We start from the raw sequence: 16,392 nt of genomic DNA, 5'->3' as shown, positions 1-16,392 counted from the left end.
CGCCTGGGCGGCGGAGGCTGGACTGCGTTGTAGAAGCGCCATCGACATTGTAAATTGCTCAATAGCTGCCTAATATACAAAATTATCGTGAATATAGTCAACTGGCAATATTCTCAGGTGATATATATGGTTGAAACGAAAAAAAACCGCCGCAGCGGTTTTTTTGGGTGAGGGCATGCGCGCCTTATTTGGCGGGCTGCCAGCTGTCTTTCAGGGTGACGATGCGGTTGAAGACGGGCTTGCCAGGCTGGCTGTCCACGCGGTCGGCCGCAAAGTAGCCGTGGCGCTCGAACTGGAAGCGCTGTTCCGGCTGGGCCAGTTCCGCGCCCGGTTCCAGCCACGCTTGCACGACTTCCTTGGCCAGCGGGTTCAAGGCCAGCTTGAAGTCCTTGCCGCCCGCGTCCGGCTGCGGGTCCGTAAACAGGCGGTCGTACAGGCGCACTTCGGCGGGAATGGCCGTCGGCGCGCTGACCCAGTGCATATTGCCCTTGACCTTGTAATTGGCGCTGCCTTCCGTGCCCGACTTGCTGTCCGGGAAGTAGGTGCAATGCACGGCGATGACCTTGCCGTTTTCATCCTTGTCAAAACCCGTGCACTCGATTACATAGCCATAGCGCAGGCGCACCTTGCTGCCCGGCTTGTCGTCGATCGGCGGATACAAACGGAAATAGCCTTTATTTGGCACTTCCATGAAGTCGTCTTCCTCGATCCACAGCTCGCGCGAGATGGGGAAGGTGCGCAAGCCGCGCTCGGGAAAGTGCGGATGCACGGGCGCCGTGCATTCCACACTCTCGTTTTCAGGGAAATTGTCGATGATCAGTTTCAATGGACGCAGCACGGCCACCGTGCGCGGCGCTTTCGGGTCCAGATCTTCGCGCAAACAGCCTTCGAGCACGCTGTAGTCGATCCAGCCGTCGGACTTGGTTACGCCCGTGCGTTCGCACATCAATTGAATCGCTTCCGGCGTGTAGCCGCGGCGGCGCATGCCCACCAGGGTCGGCATGCGCGGGTCGTCCCAGCCGTCGACGATGTGCTCTTCCACCAGCTGGCGCAGCTTGCGCTTGCTGGTGACGATGTAGGTCAGGTTCAGGCGCGAGAACTCGAACTGGTGCGGCACGGGCTTGGCGAAGAAGCCGCCGGCCGACAGGGTTTCCAGCAGCCAGTCATAGAACGGACGGTGATCCTGGAATTCCAGCGTGCAAATCGAATGCGTGATGTTTTCCAGCGCATCCGAGATCGGGTGCGTGTAGTCGTACATCGGATAGATGCACCAGGCGTCGCCCGTGCGGTGGTGATGCGCGTGGCGGATGCGGTAGATGGCCGGATCGCGCAAGTTCATGTTCGGCGAACTCATGGCATCTTCGCTCATCTTCGCGCGCAGGATGTGTTCGCCATCCTTGAACTGGCCCGCCTTCATGGCGCGGAACAGGGCCAGCGATTCGTCGCGCGGTCGGTCGCGGAACGGCGAATTCTTGCCGGCCTGGCCGAAATTGCCGCGGTTGGCGGCCATGTCTTCGGCGCTCTGGCTGTCCACATAGGCAAAGCCGGCCGTGATCAGGTACTCGGCCATCGCGTACAGCTGGTCAAAATAGTCGCTCGCGTAATGCAGGTGGCTCTGGCCATCGGCCTGCTTCGGCTCCCAGTCAAAGCCCAGCCATTTCACGCTATCCATGATGGTGTCGACGTATTCCTGCTCTTCCTTGGCCGGATTGGTATCGTCGAAGCGCAGGTTGCACTGGCCGGCGTAATCGCGCGCCAGGCCGAAGTTGACGCAGATCGACTTGGCGTGGCCCACGTGCAGGTAGCCGTTCGGCTCCGGCGGGAAACGCGTGATCACCTGGGGCAGGCCGGGACGCACGTGGGCGCCGGCGGCCAGGTCGGCTTCGATGATGTTACGCAAGAAATTGGGCGCCAGCGCTGGCGCGGCGGTATTCGGTTTATCGTTGCTCATTGATCAATGCGGAAGAGTGACAGTAAAAAGCATTTTACCGTACCGCAAGCGCTTTATAAGCACGTATTTGGCCCCATTTCCCGGCATGCAAGCGACGCCGACGCCGTTCTATAGGATAATTCGCCTTTAATTAGCAAACAAAACGTGACCCCGGAGCCATTTATGGAAAATTTATATAACGTCCTCGGTGTCGCGCCCAATGCCAGCGACGATGAAATCAAGAAGGTTTACCGTTCGCTGGCCATGCGCTTCCACCCCGACCGCAACCAGGCCGCCGGCGCCGAGGCGCGCTTCAAGAGCGTGACCAAGGCGTATGAAATCCTGGCCGACCCGGCCAAGCGCGCCGAATATGACCAGAGCGTGAACCACCGCATCATCATCGACCCGGAAGCGGAAGCCTATGCCCTGTGGTGCGGCGTGTTCCGCCTGCACGGCACCGTTCTGCCAGCAGACTAAGCCTGCCGGCGGCCGCCCGGCCAGCCCGAATGATTTGAAAAACAACAACAACGGCGCTTTTACCAGCGCCGCGCATCACATTGGAAAGCACAGCATGAGAAGAGTACACCCTGAATTCGCGTACCAGTCGCGCGAGCTGGAAGGCCAGATCGAAGGCATCCTCGGCGACCCGCCGAACCGCAAGAACTACAAAAGCATGGTCGACGCGCTGGTCGGCGAATACGCGAGCGGCGGCGGCATCGAAGACGTGAATATGCTGGCCTTCGCGTTGGTCGATCACATCACGTTCAGCGACCCGAAAGGCTTGCTGGCCGAAAGCGAAGACTACGAATTCGGCGATACGGCCCGCGTGTTTTCCATGGCCGCGTGCGCCGCGCCGGAAGCGGCCAAGATGTACGCCGCCATCGAAGAGAGCTTCCCCGACCTGGCGCGCCAGGCCATCATCACGGCTTTCCTGCACAAGAACCCGCGCCTGTGGGACGACGACGACCAGTCGCTCGACCAGCTGGCCGCCAATGACGACGGCGACGACGATCACGACGAAGACGAAGCCACCGACGATTTTGCCCAGATGTTTGACCAGGATGGAGATGACCATGGCCGATAACACGGAACAAAAGAGTAACCTGCCCGCGCTGACGAAACAGGTCACGGAATTGGTACTGTCCGGTTCGCTGGGCCACGCCGAGCAGGCGTTTGCCGACGCGGCCGACCAGTATGGCGATCTGGCCGTGGTGGAAGTGCTGAGCGCCATCCCGCCGCAAGTGACGGCCCTGCATCTGGCCGGTTTTGATGGCGGCAAGATGTCGCTGGCCACCTTGCTGGTGCCGCCGAAGGCCTGGGCCGACAGCCTGGCCTTCATCGCCGCCACGTGGAGCGACGACCAGATCGAGGACGATCCGGAACGCATCGCCGAGTCGCTGTTCGCGCACATCCACGGCGTGGTGTTTTCCACCGACGACGCCGAGCGCCGCCGCGAGCTGCTGCTGGAAGCATCGGCCACCGACTGGGGCGCCACGGCGTTCGCCATCCTGTTCTCGATGGCGCCGAAGGAAATCCTCGAAGTGGCGGGCGAAATCGTCATCAAGGGACCGTATGTGACGGGCGTGACCTCGTCCGACAACGACGTCGTGCCGCTGGCCATCGAGCTGGCGCAAGCGAATGAGGACGGTTGGGACCGCTCGCTGTTCGAGCTGTTCCCCGACTTCCGCCACAGCGCCGACCTGGCTGACGCGGAATACTCCGACGACCCGGACGAAGAGCCGACCATGTTGCAGCGCAGCACCAAGGAATTGCTGTACCGCCTGCGCAAACAAGTGCCGAGCACGCGCAGCGCGCCACGCTCCAGCACGCGCCGCAGCCTGGGCACGGGCATTTTCTCGTAATGAAAGCAGGGAACGTCTAATGCTGCCAGCAATTGTTGTAGAGAATCTTCCGCGCCTGGTGCGCGCCATCAAACTGTTGCCGGGCGACCCGCGCGAGGACGCGGCGCTGGATCTGGCCGATGAATTGACGGGCATCACGGCCATGGTGGCCGAGAAGTTCACGAATGAACGCACGGCCGACGGCATCCAGAAAGCGCTGTACCTGACGGTGGGTGGCGTGTCCTTGGGCCTGGAGCAGGCCGTCACGCATGAAGGCGACCAGGCCGCCCTCGACTTCCTCGTCGAGCACGGCGCCGAGCATGCATTCCAGGTGGGCTTTCGCCTGATCAAGGAATTGTCGCAACTGCCAGAAGACGCCTTGGTGGGTGAATACGACCAGGACCCCGTCTACCTGCAGCGGCGCCTGCGCGAGCTGTTCATCGATATTTGCCAGGCCGACCCGAACCAGAACTGGGCCGGCTATGAAAAGTATGCGGTGCAGTTGCAACAGCGCAAGGAAGTGCAAGCCGTCGTGCGCCTGGCCGGCTGGCTGCGCCGTCACCACGACAACGGTCCCGTCAGCGACAGCGACTTGAATGCCGAGGGCGTCATCGCCCTGGCCATCATCTTTGCCATCGAAGGCGGCGGGCGCATCATCGCGCGCACGGGTCAGAAGGAGTTTGAACGCTTCGTGCGTTCCGTGCGCAAGAACAAGCCCGACTTCGAGGAAGGCTGGGCCGCCCTGGTGGCCAAGGTGCCCGTGCAGCATCACCCCGTGTTGCTCGACCGCATAGAGTCGTACCGCCGCAGCTGCACCGTCGTGCATAAAATCCTCACGCGGGCCAGCATGAAGAGCCTGTTCGAGGACCTGGAAAATTATGCGGGTTCGGAGCTGGATGCGGATTATTCGTGACCGCTGGTGTCGGATTACGCCCTACGGGCTAATCCGACCTGCGCCGACCTACGCCGACCTCATCGGCCTATTCTTTCTCTTCCATGGCCGCTTCCTCGGCCAGTTTTACAAATGCCGCCACCAGCGGCGACGTCTCTTCTTCCCTTTGTGCAAGCAATAAACTGGTCGTCGCCTGCGGGTCGGCGATCGGGCGGTAGCACACGCCATCCATGCGGATGCGGTCGAACGAGGCGGGCAGCACGGAAATGCCGCAGCCGGCCGCCACCAGGCCGATGATGGTCGACGCCTCGCCCGCTTCCTGCGCCACCTGGGGCACGAAGCCGGCCGCCTTGCACAGGCGGAAGATCTGCGGATAAATCCCCGTGCCCGCATCCTTGGGGTACATGACAAAGCCTTCGCCTGCCATGTCGGCAATGGCAATCGCATCCTTGGCCGCCAGCGCGTGGGCGACAGGCAGCACGAGGAAGAGCGGATCTTTGCGCAACTCCGTCAGGCGGATATCGTCCGGATACGTCGTTTCCGGCGGGCGCACGAAGCCCAGGTCCATGGTGCGGCCGCTGATCGCTTCCAGCTGATGCAGGGTCGCCATCTCGTGCAAGGTCAAGGTGACGTGCGGAAACTGCTGGCGGTAGCGGTTGATGACTGTAGCGAAATACGGCGTGAACGGCGTGGAAAAGGTAAAACCGATGCGCAACTCACCCGCTTCGCCCCGCTGTGCCCGGCGCGCCGTCACGGCTGCCTGTTCCGACAGGGCCAGGATGCGCCGCGCATCGTCGAGGAACAGGCGGCCTGCTTCTGTCAGGCGCACGGAGCGCTTGTTGCGCTCGAACAACTGCGCACCCAATTCCGCTTCCAGCGCCTGGATCTGCTGGCTCAGCGGAGGCTGGCCGATGTGCAGGCGCTCGGCCGCGCGCGTGAAGTGCAGCTCTTCGGCGACGGCGACAAAGTAACGCAGGTGGCGCAGTTCCATATAAGTAATATTTTAAAAGTATGAGTTGGGCCTTGAATATATATTGGACGATATGAGTTGGCAATCCTAAGATGAAGACTCGCTCCTTCTTCGAAACACGGCCATGTCTGATTCATCGCTTGCCTTTGCCCCCGCTGCCCCATCCGCCATTCCGGTTTCTGCTCCCGTTCCCCGCACGGCCATCGCCAAGGGTTCCATCGAATTCAAGCGCAGCAACCGCGCCCTGTTCTTCGGCGGCTTTTCCACCTTCAGCTTGCTGTATTGCATACAGCCCCTGTTCCCGCTGCTGTCGCAGCAGTTTCATCTGACGCCGGCGCAAAGCAGCTGGTCCTTGTCCGTGTCCAGCGGCTTGCTGGCCATCTCGCTGCTGCTGCTCAGTGCCGTGTCGGACCGGGTCGGCCGCAAGCCGCTGATGGTGGCGTCGATGTTTTCCGCCGCGATACTCACGATTTTGTCCGCGTTTGCGCAGGATTATGCGCAGCTGCTGGCGATCCGCGCCGCGCTCGGCATCGCCCTGGGCGGCATGCCGGCCGTGGCCATGGCGTATCTGGGCGAGGAAATCGAGGGCCCGTCCCTGGGCCTGTCGATGGGGCTGTATATTGCCGGCAGCGCGTTTGGCGGCATGTCGGGACGGCTGGTCGCTTCCATGCTCAGCGATTTCCTGTCGTGGCGCTGGGCCCTGGGCGTGCTGGGCGTGGCCGGCGTGCTGGCGGCGGCCGAATTCTGGCGCAGCCTGCCGGCGTCGAAAAATTTCGTGCCCAGTACCAAAGGCTGGAATGCCTTGCCGCACGCAATCAAACAGCATTTTTCCGACCGCGGCTTGCCGTGGCTGTTCTGCCTGGCGTTCGTGCTGATGGGCTGTTTTGTCAGCCTGTATAACTACATCGGCTACCGCCTGCTGGCCGCGCCATTTTGCTTGCGCCAGAGCACGGTCGGCTTGCTGGCCTTTCTGTACCTGATCGGCATCTTCAGCTCTGTCTGGGCGGGCCGGCTGGTGGACCGGCTGGGACGCCGGGGTGTGCTGTGGATCATGCTGTCGGTGATGTTGTCCGGCATTTTATTGACCCTGTTCGATTCGCTGCCGCTGATCGTCATCGGCATGGCGCTGGCCACCTTCGGCTTCTTCGCCTCGCACTCGATCGCCAGCAGCTGGGTCAGCCGCCGCGCCCGCGCACCGCAGGCCCTGGCGTCGGCCTTCTACCTGCTGTTCTATTACCTGGGGTCGAGCCTGATCGGTTCCGCCTCGGGCATGATGTGGGGCTTCGACGGCTGGACGGGCGTGGTCATCATGCTGGGGCTGTGCCTGGGCGGCGGCGTGCTGATCGCCTTGCGCCTGCGCCATCTGCAGCCGCTGGGGGCGCGCGAAGCGGTGGGCTGAGTCCTGCGATTTGGCCGTGGCGGGGAACCCTGTGCCAGCTTGGTGATCCAACCCGGATACCACGCGAACAGGAGATCATCATGATGCAGGTAAAGGAAGTGGCACGGCGCTTTGGCGCCATCGAACATGCAATCGGCCAGGCGGCCCAGCTGTGCGGCAAGCAGCAAGGCATGCCGATGGACTTGAAGGACTGCATCAACCAGCTGGACCAGCAAAAGAGCGCCGTACGGCAAGCCATCGACACGCAAGACGATGCGCGCATCCGGCAAGCCGTCGACCAGATGGAATCGCTGGGCGACCGCGCGAAGCGGGCGTGCGGCACGGCGGCCAGCGTGACGCCGGAAATGAAGAGCGCCGTGCTCAAGGTGCACGATGAATTATCGGACCTGAAGCACCAGCTACATTAGCTACATCTGGCGGAACAAATGCGCATATAAAGGGCTGACGCGCAGTTGCGCCGGGTGCTGGCGCAGGGTCAGCGACAGCTTGCCGGCCTCGTCGCGCACGGCCGTGGCAATGGCGCTGGCGTTGACGATGGTGCCCCGGTGAATTTGCCAGAATTGTTGCGGGTCCAGCTGGGGCAAGAGTTCCTTCAGGCTCGTGCGTATCAGCGCCTCGCTGTCCTGGCACACGACGTTGATGTACTTGTCCAGCGCTTCGAAATACACGACGTCGGCCAGTGCGATCATGCGCACGCTGTTGCCGACGGCCGCCCGTATCATTTGCAGGCGCGGGGCGGGCGGCAGCATGGCTTGCAGCTGGCTCAGCAGGCGGGCCATGTTGTCGTCGCTGGTGGATTGGGCCGCCTGCGGCGCTGGCGGCACCGTTTCGGCTGGCGCTGCTGTTGCAGTGGTTGCAGTGGTTGCGGCGGTGCCGCTGCCACCGCCGCTGTCGCGCAAGCGCTGTTGCAGGCGTTCCACCGTCTTGCCCAGGCGCGCATCGTTGACGGGTTTTAAGACGTAGTCGGCGGCCGCGTGCTCGAAGGCGGCCAGCGCGTATTCGTCGTAGGCGGTCACGAACACGATGTGGGGAAACGCAACGCCGTCCGGCCACTGTTCTGCCAGCTCTTCGGCCGCTTCCAGGCCCGTCTTGCCTGGCATCTTGATGTCGAGAAACAGAATGTCTGGCTGCAGCGCCAGGCCTTGCCGCAATGCTTCCACGCCGTTGGGGCAGGTGGCAACGATGTCGAGTTCCGGCCACAGCCGCTGCAAGGCGTGCGCGAGGGCGGCGGCGAGTATCGGTTCGTCTTCGGCGATCAGGGCGCGTGGCGCGTGTGGGGTGTATTGGCTCATGCGAGTGGACTCGTGATAGTCGTGATAGTGGATGGAAGGGGGAATGTCAGGCGGGCCGTCGCGCCTGCCGGATGGTTGGCGGCCAGGGACAGGCTGGCGGCATCGCCATGCATGCCGCGCAGGCGTTCGCGGATATTCGCCACGCCCAGGTGCGTGCCTTTGGTCTGGCCCGGATGGTCGAGGCCCAGGCCATCGTCGCTGACGGTGAGCAGCAGCACGCCGCCGTCGGTGGAGGCCTGCACGTGGATATGGCCGCCTTCGATCTTCGGTTCCAGGCCGTGCTGGATGGCGTTTTCCACCAGCGGCTGCAGCAGCATGGGCGGCACCTTGATCTGGCGCAAAGCCTCGGGCAAGTCCAGCGCAAAGCTCAGGCGCGCGCCCATGCGTATCGACATCAAGCCCAGGTAGGCTTGCATCAGGGAAAACTCCTGTTCCAGTGTGGTGGACTCGGCGCGCGAGGAAGAAAGTGTGGCGCGCAAATACTGGATCAGCTGGTCGAGCAGCAACTGGGCGCGGTCCGGGTCAAAGCTGATCAGGCCCTGCAGGTTGGCCAGGGTATTGAACAGCATGTGCGGTTCGATCTGCGCCTGTAGCAGCTGCAACTGGGCCTGCATGGCTTGACGCGCCACGGATTCGGCGCGGGCCTTTTCCTGGGCCGCCTCCATTTGCAGGCGGGCGATTTTTTCGCGGCTGCCAAAGAACAGGATGGCCGCTCCCGCCACCGCCAAGGTGAACACCGTCATGCCGACATTGCGTGACGACATGGATACGGGCGCGGGAACGTCGATATTGGCCAGCCAGCCGAACAGCATGGTGCCGGCGACCTGTGCCACGGCGGCGCTGACGATGATGAGGGCAGTGAAGGGCAGCCTTGGGGGGCGGCGTCCCTCGCCCCACCAAGCCAGGCGGATGCCGTCGATCAACAGGAAGGCGATGCCGCCTATGCACATGGATGCAAGCAGGTTGAGCCAGAAGCTTTGCCCGCCGCTCAGCACGAAGGTGATAAAGAGGGCACACAGGACATTGAGCAGCAGCGCATAGCGGGCATCACCCAGCAGGCGCCGGTAGGGAAAGCCCGTCTTGCGGGGGACGGTGTCGGTAGGATGCATGCGGGACAGCTTTCAGATGGGCGCTCAGGTTGGCAATGCGGCAATTATGGGCGGCTCTGCATGCGGGCGCAACGCCGTTGCGACGAAACAGGGCTGGCGTGGCGCCAATCGCCTGATCGCGTCCTTTACATGGTGGCGCTTGCACGCGATGATGGCAAGACGTCTTGATCGACCACCTGATCATCATAAAGGAATCCCCATGTGGCCTTACCCACGCACCCTGGCGCACCGCGGCGGCGGCACCCTGGCGCCTGAAAATACCATGGCCGCCTTGCGCTGCGGCCTGGCCTACGGTTACCATGCCGTGGAATTCGACGTCATGCTGGCGTCCGACGGCGTGCCCGTCGTCGTACACGACCCCGAGCTGGGCCGCACCGTGGCCGGCAGCGGCCAGGTCAGCGACTACACGGCCGCGCAGCTGGGCGCCATGGAGGCGGGTGCCTGGTTCGGCCCCGCATTCGCGGGCGAAGGCGTGCCCACGTTCGAGGCCGTGGTGGCCTATTGCAAGGCGCAGCGCATCTGGATGAATATCGAAATCAAGCCGGCGTCCGGCTTCGACGTGCCCACGGGCAAGACCGTGGCGCGCGCCACACGCGACTATTTCGCAAAGGAAATTGCTGCAGGAGAGTTATTGCCGTTGCTTTCGTCGTTCAGCATCGCTGCATTGGAAGCGGCGCGCGAGGCGGCCCCGGAACTGGCGCGCGGCTGGCTGGTCGAACAGATACCGGATGATTGGGTGAAAAAAGCAAAGGAACTGGGCGTGGTGGCGATCCATTGCGACCACCGGCAGCTGACGCCGGTACTGGCGCGGGAGGTCAAGGAGGCGGGATATGGACTGTTCTGCTACACCGTCAACACCCCGGAGCGGGCCAGCGAGCTGCTGGCCTGGGGCGTGGATGGGTTTTGTACGGACAGGATAGATATTATTCCATCCATGGCGTAGGTCGGATTAGGCGCGCAGCGCCGTAATCCGACAACATTGTTGGCGCCGCTGGTGTTGTCGGCTTACGCGCTTGCGCGCTAAGCCGACCTACGTTTCAAGCAGCTTAGAAAGTCACGCGCATACCGATGGTCACATTGCGCCCCATCAACGGCGCCGCATTCTTGATGAACGAGGTGTGGCTGTACGCCAGTTCATTCGTCAGGTTGTTCGCCTTGATGTAGAACTGGGCCGGCGTCGTGCCGATGCGCGTGTCGTAGTTGGCGGACAGGTTGAGCATGTTGTAGCCCGGCGTTGCCGTTTCGAACGCTGCCACTTTATCCTGCTTGCCCACGCGGTAGAGTTCGGCCACGCCGCTCCACGCCTGCCAGTTGGCGTCGAATTTCACGCCCAGGCGCTGGGCCGGGATGCGCGGCAAGTTGCCACCGCCGTCGGCCAGCTTGGCCCGTACGTAGTCGCCGAACACGCTGGCGCCGAACATGGGGTTCAGTTGCTGACGGATATGGCCTTCGACGCCCGTGAACGTAGCGTCGCGCTGGGCGTACTGGATCAGCTGGAAGCCTTCGTGGTTGTCCAGGGTGGAACCGAAGATGTAGTTGTCGACCTTGTTGCGGTAGGCGCTGGCCGAGAAGGTCGTGGCGCCCGCATATTTGCGCAAGGTCAAGTCGATATTGTTCGACGTTTCCTTGCCCAGGTTTTCATTGCCCAGCTCATACGTGGCCGTGGCCATGTGCACGCCATGCGCATACAGTTCCTCGGCGCTGGGCAGGCGGTGCGTGCGGGAAATGGTCGAGCCGAGCGAGTACTGGGGCGCGAATTTCCACACGGCGCCCAGGGAGATCGAGGTGCCCTTGGCGCTGCGGTCTTGCAAGGTGGCGCTGTCGACCGTGATGTCTTGCCATTCATGGCGCAAGCCCGCTTCGAAGCGCCATTGGTCGAGCTTGTATTCTTCCACCAGGAAGGCCGCGTGTTTCTTCGTGACCGTCGGCGCCACGTACGCTTCCTCGCCCAGGGCCGAGAAATCGCGCTTCGACGTTTGCAGGCCGACTACGCCGCGCCAGCCGAAGACGGGATGGTGTTCCATTTCCAGGCGTGCATCGTGGCCCTTGTTTTTAAACGTGGTGGCGATTTCCGTGCCTTCGATTTCATCGTGCTTGTAATCGGTGAACGCGGCACGCAGGCGCAGCTTGGCGAAGCCGGGCACGGGGTCGCGCAATTCGCCGCGCACGTCCCAGCGTTCGCTCTTCAGTTTCACGTAGGGCACGCTTTCGTGTTCATGCTCGTGCTCATGTTCTTCTTCGTCGCCATGGCCGTGGCCCTCGTGGCCGCCGCAATGCAGGTGCGCGCCATGCGGGTGGCAGCTTTCGAATTCGTGGTTGTGGCCGGGCAAGCCGTATTCCGCATGCTGGCTGGTGAAGGCCAGGCCCAGGAAGCCGCGCTGACCTACCCACGACACGCCCACGCTGCCCGTGTCCGTCTTGTTGTAGCTGCCGCCTACTGTCGAGCCGCCTTCCCAGCCGCTGCCGACCTTGTATTCTTTCGCGTCGCGCTTGACGCCTTCCGCGTGGAAGGCGATGTTGCCGGAGCCGCCAGTCACTTCAAAGGCGCCTGCCTTTTCGCGCGCGCCCGAGTTGGCGCGCACTTCCGCGCTGCCTTCCAAGCCCTTTGCCGGCACGCGCGTGGGGATTTTCTTGTCGATCACATTGACCACGCCACCGACGGCGCCGCCGCCATACGCCAGCGCGGACGGGCCGCGCAAGACTTCAATCTGTTCCGACAGCATCGGTTCGGCCGCGACAGCATGGTCGGGGCTGATGGTCGACGCATCCTGCACTTCGGCGCCGTCGGACAGCACTTTCACGCGCGGGCCATCCATGCCGCGGATGATGGGACGGCTGGCGCCGGCGCCGAAATGGCTGGACGTGATGCCGGGCTGGCCGGCCAGCGTTTCACCCAGGGTCGCTGCCCTTGCCAGCACCAGTGCCTCGCCTTCGAGCACGGTGACGGGCGTGCTCATGTCGTCGCTGCCCAGGGCCAGCGCGCTGGCCGAGACGGTGACGGCAGGCAAGGTTGTCGCCTGCTGCGCCAGTGCGCTGGCGGGAGCGGCAAAGGCCAGCATGATGGCCAGCGCGAGGGGAGTGGGTTGGTGAGGACGGACGGACATGGGCAAGATTTCCTTATCGGCTATCGGTGTTGGCAGGGTTGGGGCAGCGCGTGAAAAGGAAATAGCCTGCCCTAAGTTGATAATGATAACCCATTATCATTACTGTGTGACAGTTTTTCCGGGCGGTAGATAGAGGCGGATGGTGTATTCTGTCGGCTATGGAACGCACAACACGTCAAAAAACCGCTATTCAAGCCGCCATCGAGTCGGCCCAGCGCCCATTATCGGCGCAGGAAATCCTTGAACAGGCCAGCTTGCAGGTGACGCAGCTGGGCATCGCCACCGTTTACCGCAACTTGAAGTCCCTGGTGCTGGAAGAAAAAGTGCACGTGGTGACCTTGCCGGGCGAAAACCCGCGCTACGAGTCGAACGCTGTCGCCAATCACCACCACCACCATTTCCAGTGCACCACGTGCCAGCGCGTGTTCGACGTGCACGATTGCCCGGGCGACTTGAAGCGCATGGCGCCGCAAGGCTTTGTCGTCGAGCGCCACGAGCTGACCCTGTACGGCCGCTGCGCCGACTGCAATGCGGCCGCCGGCGCCAGTGTGGCTGGCACAGCCCCGCACGCCTGCGCCAGCCACCACGACCCGGCCTGAGCGGGCAGGGCGGCATCCATGGGCAGGCTTGCAACAATGCTGCCTGCCCGGCGCCAATTCCCGTATCTAGATCACGTATAATCTTCCCTTTAAAGCTGCCGCCACTCTTTGCCAAAAAAACATGAAATCAACTGAAATCCGCGACAAGTTCCTCAAATTTTTCGAGTCCAAGGGCCATTCCATCGTCCGTTCCAGCTCCCTGGTGCCAGGCAACGATCCGACCTTGCTGTTGACGAACAGCGGCATGGTGCAATTCAAGGACGTGTTTACGGGTACGGACAGCCGTCCGTACACGCGCGCCACCTCGGTGCAGCGCTGCGTGCGCGCCGGCGGCAAGCACAACGATCTGGAAAACGTCGGCTACACGGCGCGCCACCACACTTTCTTTGAAATGCTGGGCAACTTCAGCTTTGGCGACTATTTCAAGCGCGACGCGATTCAATACGCGTGGGAACTGCTGACCAAGGTATATGGCTTGCCGGCTGACAAGCTGACCGTCACCGTCTACATCGAAGATGACGAAGCGTACGATATCTGGGCGAGCGAGGTTGGTGTACCAACCGAGCGCATCATCCGCATCGGCGACAACAAGGGCGCGCGCTACGCATCGGATAATTTCTGGCAGATGGCGGACACGGGCCCATGCGGTCCATGCACGGAAATCTTCTACGACCACGGCGCCGACATTCCTGGCGGCCCGCCGGGTTCGCCTGACGAAGACGGCGACCGCTTCATTGAAATCTGGAACCTGGTGTTCATGCAGTTCAACCGCGACGAAGCGGGCGTCATGCACAAGTTGCCGAAGCCATGCGTCGACACGGGCATGGGCATGGAGCGCCTGGCCGCCGTGCTGCAGCACGTGCATTCGAACTATGAAATCGACCTGTTCCAGCATTTGATCCGCGCCGCCGCGCGCGAAACTGGTGCCACGGACCTGGAAAACAAGTCGCTGCGCGTGATCGCCGACCACATCCGCGCCGCCGCCTTCATGATCGTCGACGGCATCATTCCGGGCAGCGAAGGCCGCGCGTATGTGCTGCGCCGCATCATCCGCCGCGCCTTGCGCCATGGCCACAAGCTGGGCCAGACGAAACCGTTCTTCTACAAGCTGGTGGCCGATCTCGCCATCGAGATGGGCGGCGCCTATCCGGAGCTGGAAGAAGCGAAAGACAACGTCGCCAACATGCTCAAAGCCGAGGAAGAGCGTTTCGGCGAAACCCTGGAAACGGGCATGAAAGTGCTGGAAGCGCAGCTGGCCAAGGATGCCACGGGCATCGACGGCGCCACCGCGTTTACTTTGTACGAAACCTACGGCTTCCCGCCGGACCTGACGGCCGACATTTGCCGCGAACGCAACATCACCTTCGACCAGGCCGGCTACGACGCGGCACTGAAGGAAAGCCAGGAACTGTCGCGCAAGGGCGGCAAGACGCACAAGGACAGCAAGGTCGAGTACACGGGCGAGAAAAACACATTCGTCGGCTACGATCAATTGACGTTCAGCAGCAAGGTCGTGGCGCTGTACGCGGCCGGCACGCAGGTCACCGAACTGAAGGCGGGCCAGGATGGCATCGTCGTGCTCGACACGACGCCGTTCTACGCGGAATCGGGCGGCCAGGTGGGCGACCAGGGCGTGATTTCCTCGGGCGCCGGCAGCTTTGCCGTCAGCGACACCCTGAAAATTCAGGCGGACGTGTTCGGCCACCACGGCGTGCTCGAGTCGGGCGTGTTGAAAGTGGGCGACGCCGTCTCGGCGCAAGTCGACACGGCCAAGCGCGCGCGCACGATTCGCAATCACTCGGCCACGCACTTGATGCACAAGGCCTTGCGCGAAGTGCTGGGCAGCCACGTGGCGCAAAAAGGTTCGCTGGTCGACCCGGACAAGACCCGTTTCGACTTCAGCCACAATGCGCCGATGACGGCCGAGCAAATCGCCGCCGTGGAAACCATCGTCAATAAAGAGATCCTGGAAAACCGCGCCACGCAAGCGCACCTGATGTCGTTTGACGATGCCGTCAAGCATGGCGCGATGGCCCTGTTCGGCGAGAAATACGGCGACGAAGTGCGCGTGCTCGATATCGGCAGCTCGAAAGAGCTGTGCGGCGGCGTCCACGTGCAGCGCACGGGCGACATCGGCCTGTTCAAGATCATCGGCGAAAGCGGTGTTGCCGCCGGCATCCGCCGCGTGGAAGCCGTGACGGGTGAGGGCGCGCTGGCGCTGGTGCAAACCATCAACCGCCGCCTGGTCGAAGCGGCCAACGCCCTGAAGGCGCAGCCGGAAGAGCTGACTGCCCGCATCGGCCAGGTGCAGGATCACGTCAAGGCGCTGGAGAAGGAACTGGCCGCGCTGAAATCGAAACTGGCCTCGGGCCAGGGCGATGAACTGGTCACGCAAGCTGTCGACGTCAATGGCATCAAGGTGCTGGCGGCCGTGCTGGACGGCGCCGACGTGGCCCGCTTGCGCGAAACCATGGACAAGCTGAAGGACAAGCTGAAAACGGCCGCCATCGTGCTGGCCAGCGTGGCGGACGGCAAGGTCAGCCTGATCGCCGGCGTGACGGCCGACGCGACTTCCAAGGTCAAAGCGGGCGAGCTGGTGAACTTCGTTGCACAGCAAGTGGGCGGAAAAGGCGGCGGACGCCCCGATATGGCGCAGGCTGGCGGTACCGATGCTAGCGGCCTGGCGAACGCCCTGGCAGGCGTGCCGGCCTGGGTCGGCGAGCGCGCGAAATAAGGCGTAAGCTAGCAGGCATGCGGGGTTTTCGCCCCACAGCCCCTTGAAAACGGCCCGCAGACGGTGTTTGCGGGCCGTTTTGCCGTGTGGAATCTCGTTGTGACACCACAACAGCCGATGAACTATTTTGGTGCAGCGCGTCAATGCCCCTGATTTAGAGTAGTATGTCGAAAATCAGTACAACAAAACAATGGTGGGATATTGATGATGAGCGACACACTACTTGATACCGAGATTATGGAATTTCACAAAGAACTCGACGCGCGGGGCTTGAATTGCCCGTTGCCGATTCTGAAGGCGAAAAAGGCTTTGTCAGAGCTGCAGAGCGGGGAAGTGCTGCGCATCATGGCAACCGATCCCGGTTCCGTGCGCGACTTCCAGGCTTTCGCCAAGCAAACGGGCAATGCCCTGCTGTCGCATGTGCAGACGGGCACCGAATTCGTCTTCCTGATGCAACGCAAATAATTCTGCCAGCCGGGGCCGCCGTGGCGCGGCCTGGTTTTCCTTCCCGAACCAGCCCTT

General features: G+C 62.5%; 15 protein-coding genes. 10 read left to right on the top strand and 5 right to left on the bottom strand.

What is annotated here, in order from left to right; genetic code table 11:
- Positions 1–184: 184 nt before the first annotated feature.
- On the bottom strand, positions 185–1,951 hold the full coding sequence (locus KO539_RS19110) for a glutamine--tRNA ligase/YqeY domain fusion protein (RefSeq protein ID WP_219310945.1): 1,767 nt from the start codon (positions 1,949–1,951) through the stop codon (positions 185–187).
- Between the two features lie 162 nt (positions 1,952–2,113).
- Between KO539_RS19110 and KO539_RS19105 the strand changes: the two genes are divergently transcribed.
- The 4 genes from KO539_RS19105 to KO539_RS19090 all read left to right on the top strand — a co-directional run bounded on the left by KO539_RS19105 (position 2,114) and on the right by KO539_RS19090 (position 4,684).
- On the top strand, positions 2,114–2,407 hold the full coding sequence (locus KO539_RS19105) for a DnaJ domain-containing protein (RefSeq protein ID WP_219310944.1): 294 nt from the start codon (positions 2,114–2,116) through the stop codon (positions 2,405–2,407).
- Positions 2,408–2,501: 94 nt separating this feature from the next.
- Positions 2,502–3,014, top strand: coding sequence for a hypothetical protein (locus tag KO539_RS19100; protein WP_035828715.1), 513 nt, complete (start codon positions 2,502–2,504; stop codon positions 3,012–3,014).
- Positions 3,004–3,792 carry a hypothetical protein gene (locus KO539_RS19095; RefSeq protein ID WP_035825364.1) on the top strand — a complete coding sequence of 263 codons (789 nt, stop codon included), beginning with the start codon at positions 3,004–3,006 and terminating at the stop codon, positions 3,790–3,792. Before KO539_RS19100 ends, KO539_RS19095 begins: the two co-directional genes overlap by 11 nt.
- 19 nt (positions 3,793–3,811) lie before the next feature.
- A complete protein-coding gene (locus KO539_RS19090; protein ID WP_219310943.1) occupies positions 3,812–4,684 on the top strand; it encodes a hypothetical protein in 873 nt (290 codons plus the stop codon).
- A 67-nt stretch (positions 4,685–4,751) separates the two neighbouring features.
- Here the strand turns inward: KO539_RS19090 and KO539_RS19085 are convergent, their stop codons facing one another.
- Positions 4,752–5,654, bottom strand: a complete 903-nt coding sequence (locus KO539_RS19085) for a LysR substrate-binding domain-containing protein (RefSeq protein WP_219310942.1) — start codon at positions 5,652–5,654, stop codon at positions 4,752–4,754.
- A 103-nt stretch (positions 5,655–5,757) separates the two neighbouring features.
- On the opposite strand from KO539_RS19085, the gene KO539_RS19080 reads away from it, so the two are divergent.
- A complete protein-coding gene (locus KO539_RS19080) occupies positions 5,758–7,032 on the top strand; it encodes an MFS transporter (protein WP_219310941.1) in 1,275 nt (424 codons plus the stop codon).
- 80 nt (positions 7,033–7,112) lie between these two features.
- The gene (locus tag KO539_RS19075) at positions 7,113–7,439 is read left to right on the top strand and encodes a hypothetical protein (RefSeq protein ID WP_099379466.1); all 327 of its coding nucleotides are present in this window, start codon (positions 7,113–7,115) and stop codon (positions 7,437–7,439) included.
- Here the strand turns inward: KO539_RS19075 and KO539_RS19070 are convergent, their stop codons facing one another.
- Positions 7,440–8,324, bottom strand: coding sequence for a LytTR family DNA-binding domain-containing protein (locus KO539_RS19070; protein ID WP_219310940.1), 885 nt, complete (start codon positions 8,322–8,324; stop codon positions 7,440–7,442).
- Positions 8,321–9,433: a sensor histidine kinase gene (locus KO539_RS19065; protein WP_219310939.1), complete on the bottom strand. Its 1,113-nt coding sequence runs from the start codon at positions 9,431–9,433 to the stop codon at positions 8,321–8,323. Before KO539_RS19065 ends, KO539_RS19070 begins: the two co-directional genes overlap by 4 nt.
- A gap of 199 nt (positions 9,434–9,632) precedes the next feature.
- On the opposite strand from KO539_RS19065, the gene ugpQ reads away from it, so the two are divergent.
- Positions 9,633–10,376 carry a glycerophosphodiester phosphodiesterase gene (gene ugpQ / locus KO539_RS19060; RefSeq protein ID WP_219310938.1) on the top strand — a complete coding sequence of 248 codons (744 nt, stop codon included), beginning with the start codon at positions 9,633–9,635 and terminating at the stop codon, positions 10,374–10,376.
- Between the two features lie 103 nt (positions 10,377–10,479).
- On the opposite strand, the gene KO539_RS19055 is transcribed toward ugpQ, so the two are convergent.
- The gene (locus KO539_RS19055) at positions 10,480–12,537 is read right to left on the bottom strand and encodes a TonB-dependent receptor domain-containing protein (RefSeq protein ID WP_225243423.1); all 2,058 of its coding nucleotides are present in this window, start codon (positions 12,535–12,537) and stop codon (positions 10,480–10,482) included.
- Positions 12,538–12,695: 158 nt separating this feature from the next.
- Here KO539_RS19055 and KO539_RS19050 point away from each other — a divergent pair, with 158 nt between their 5' ends.
- The 3 genes from KO539_RS19050 (at position 12,696) to KO539_RS19040 (ending at position 16,335) form a co-directional block, all read left to right on the top strand.
- On the top strand, positions 12,696–13,136 hold the full coding sequence (locus KO539_RS19050) for a Fur family transcriptional regulator (RefSeq protein ID WP_035825393.1): 441 nt from the start codon (positions 12,696–12,698) through the stop codon (positions 13,134–13,136).
- A gap of 121 nt (positions 13,137–13,257) precedes the next feature.
- Positions 13,258–15,870 (top strand): alanine--tRNA ligase, encoded by a 2,613-nt coding sequence (gene alaS / locus KO539_RS19045; RefSeq protein WP_219310937.1) that lies wholly within the window; start codon positions 13,258–13,260, stop codon positions 15,868–15,870.
- Positions 15,871–16,107: 237 nt separating this feature from the next.
- Positions 16,108–16,335, top strand: a complete 228-nt coding sequence (locus tag KO539_RS19040; RefSeq protein ID WP_010395510.1) for a sulfurtransferase TusA family protein — start codon at positions 16,108–16,110, stop codon at positions 16,333–16,335.
- Positions 16,336–16,392: the final 57 nt, after the last annotated feature.

This window comes from Janthinobacterium sp. NKUCC06_STL, assembly GCF_019345455.1.
GTDB lineage: Bacteria > Pseudomonadota > Gammaproteobacteria > Burkholderiales > Burkholderiaceae_D > Janthinobacterium > Janthinobacterium rivuli.
Note: the sequence above shows the minus strand (reverse complement) of the source record. Positions and strands in the feature narration are given on the sequence as shown.

What these genes read in the sequence shown, in the direction of transcription:
- KO539_RS19105 (WP_219310944.1), top strand. Translation starts at nt 2,114, where the DNA reads ATGGAAAATTTATATAACGTCCTCGGTGTCGCGCCCAATGCCAGCGAC.
- KO539_RS19055 (WP_225243423.1), bottom strand. Translation starts at nt 12,537, where the DNA reads ATGTCCGTCCGTCCTCACCAACCCACTCCCCTCGCGCTGGCCATCATG.
- KO539_RS19050 (WP_035825393.1), top strand. Translation starts at nt 12,696, where the DNA reads ATGGAACGCACAACACGTCAAAAAACCGCTATTCAAGCCGCCATCGAG.
- KO539_RS19075 (WP_099379466.1), top strand. Translation starts at nt 7,113, where the DNA reads ATGATGCAGGTAAAGGAAGTGGCACGGCGCTTTGGCGCCATCGAACAT.
- ugpQ (WP_219310938.1), top strand. Translation starts at nt 9,633, where the DNA reads ATGTGGCCTTACCCACGCACCCTGGCGCACCGCGGCGGCGGCACCCTG.
- KO539_RS19110 (WP_219310945.1), bottom strand. Translation starts at nt 1,951, where the DNA reads ATGAGCAACGATAAACCGAATACCGCCGCGCCAGCGCTGGCGCCCAAT.
- KO539_RS19100 (WP_035828715.1), top strand. Translation starts at nt 2,502, where the DNA reads ATGAGAAGAGTACACCCTGAATTCGCGTACCAGTCGCGCGAGCTGGAA.
- KO539_RS19040 (WP_010395510.1), top strand. Translation starts at nt 16,108, where the DNA reads ATGGAATTTCACAAAGAACTCGACGCGCGGGGCTTGAATTGCCCGTTG.
- KO539_RS19090 (WP_219310943.1), top strand. Translation starts at nt 3,812, where the DNA reads ATGCTGCCAGCAATTGTTGTAGAGAATCTTCCGCGCCTGGTGCGCGCC.
- KO539_RS19095 (WP_035825364.1), top strand. Translation starts at nt 3,004, where the DNA reads ATGGCCGATAACACGGAACAAAAGAGTAACCTGCCCGCGCTGACGAAA.
- KO539_RS19065 (WP_219310939.1), bottom strand. Translation starts at nt 9,433, where the DNA reads ATGCATCCTACCGACACCGTCCCCCGCAAGACGGGCTTTCCCTACCGG.
- KO539_RS19085 (WP_219310942.1), bottom strand. Translation starts at nt 5,654, where the DNA reads ATGGAACTGCGCCACCTGCGTTACTTTGTCGCCGTCGCCGAAGAGCTG.
- alaS (WP_219310937.1), top strand. Translation starts at nt 13,258, where the DNA reads ATGAAATCAACTGAAATCCGCGACAAGTTCCTCAAATTTTTCGAGTCC.
- KO539_RS19070 (WP_219310940.1), bottom strand. Translation starts at nt 8,324, where the DNA reads ATGAGCCAATACACCCCACACGCGCCACGCGCCCTGATCGCCGAAGAC.
- KO539_RS19080 (WP_219310941.1), top strand. Translation starts at nt 5,758, where the DNA reads ATGTCTGATTCATCGCTTGCCTTTGCCCCCGCTGCCCCATCCGCCATT.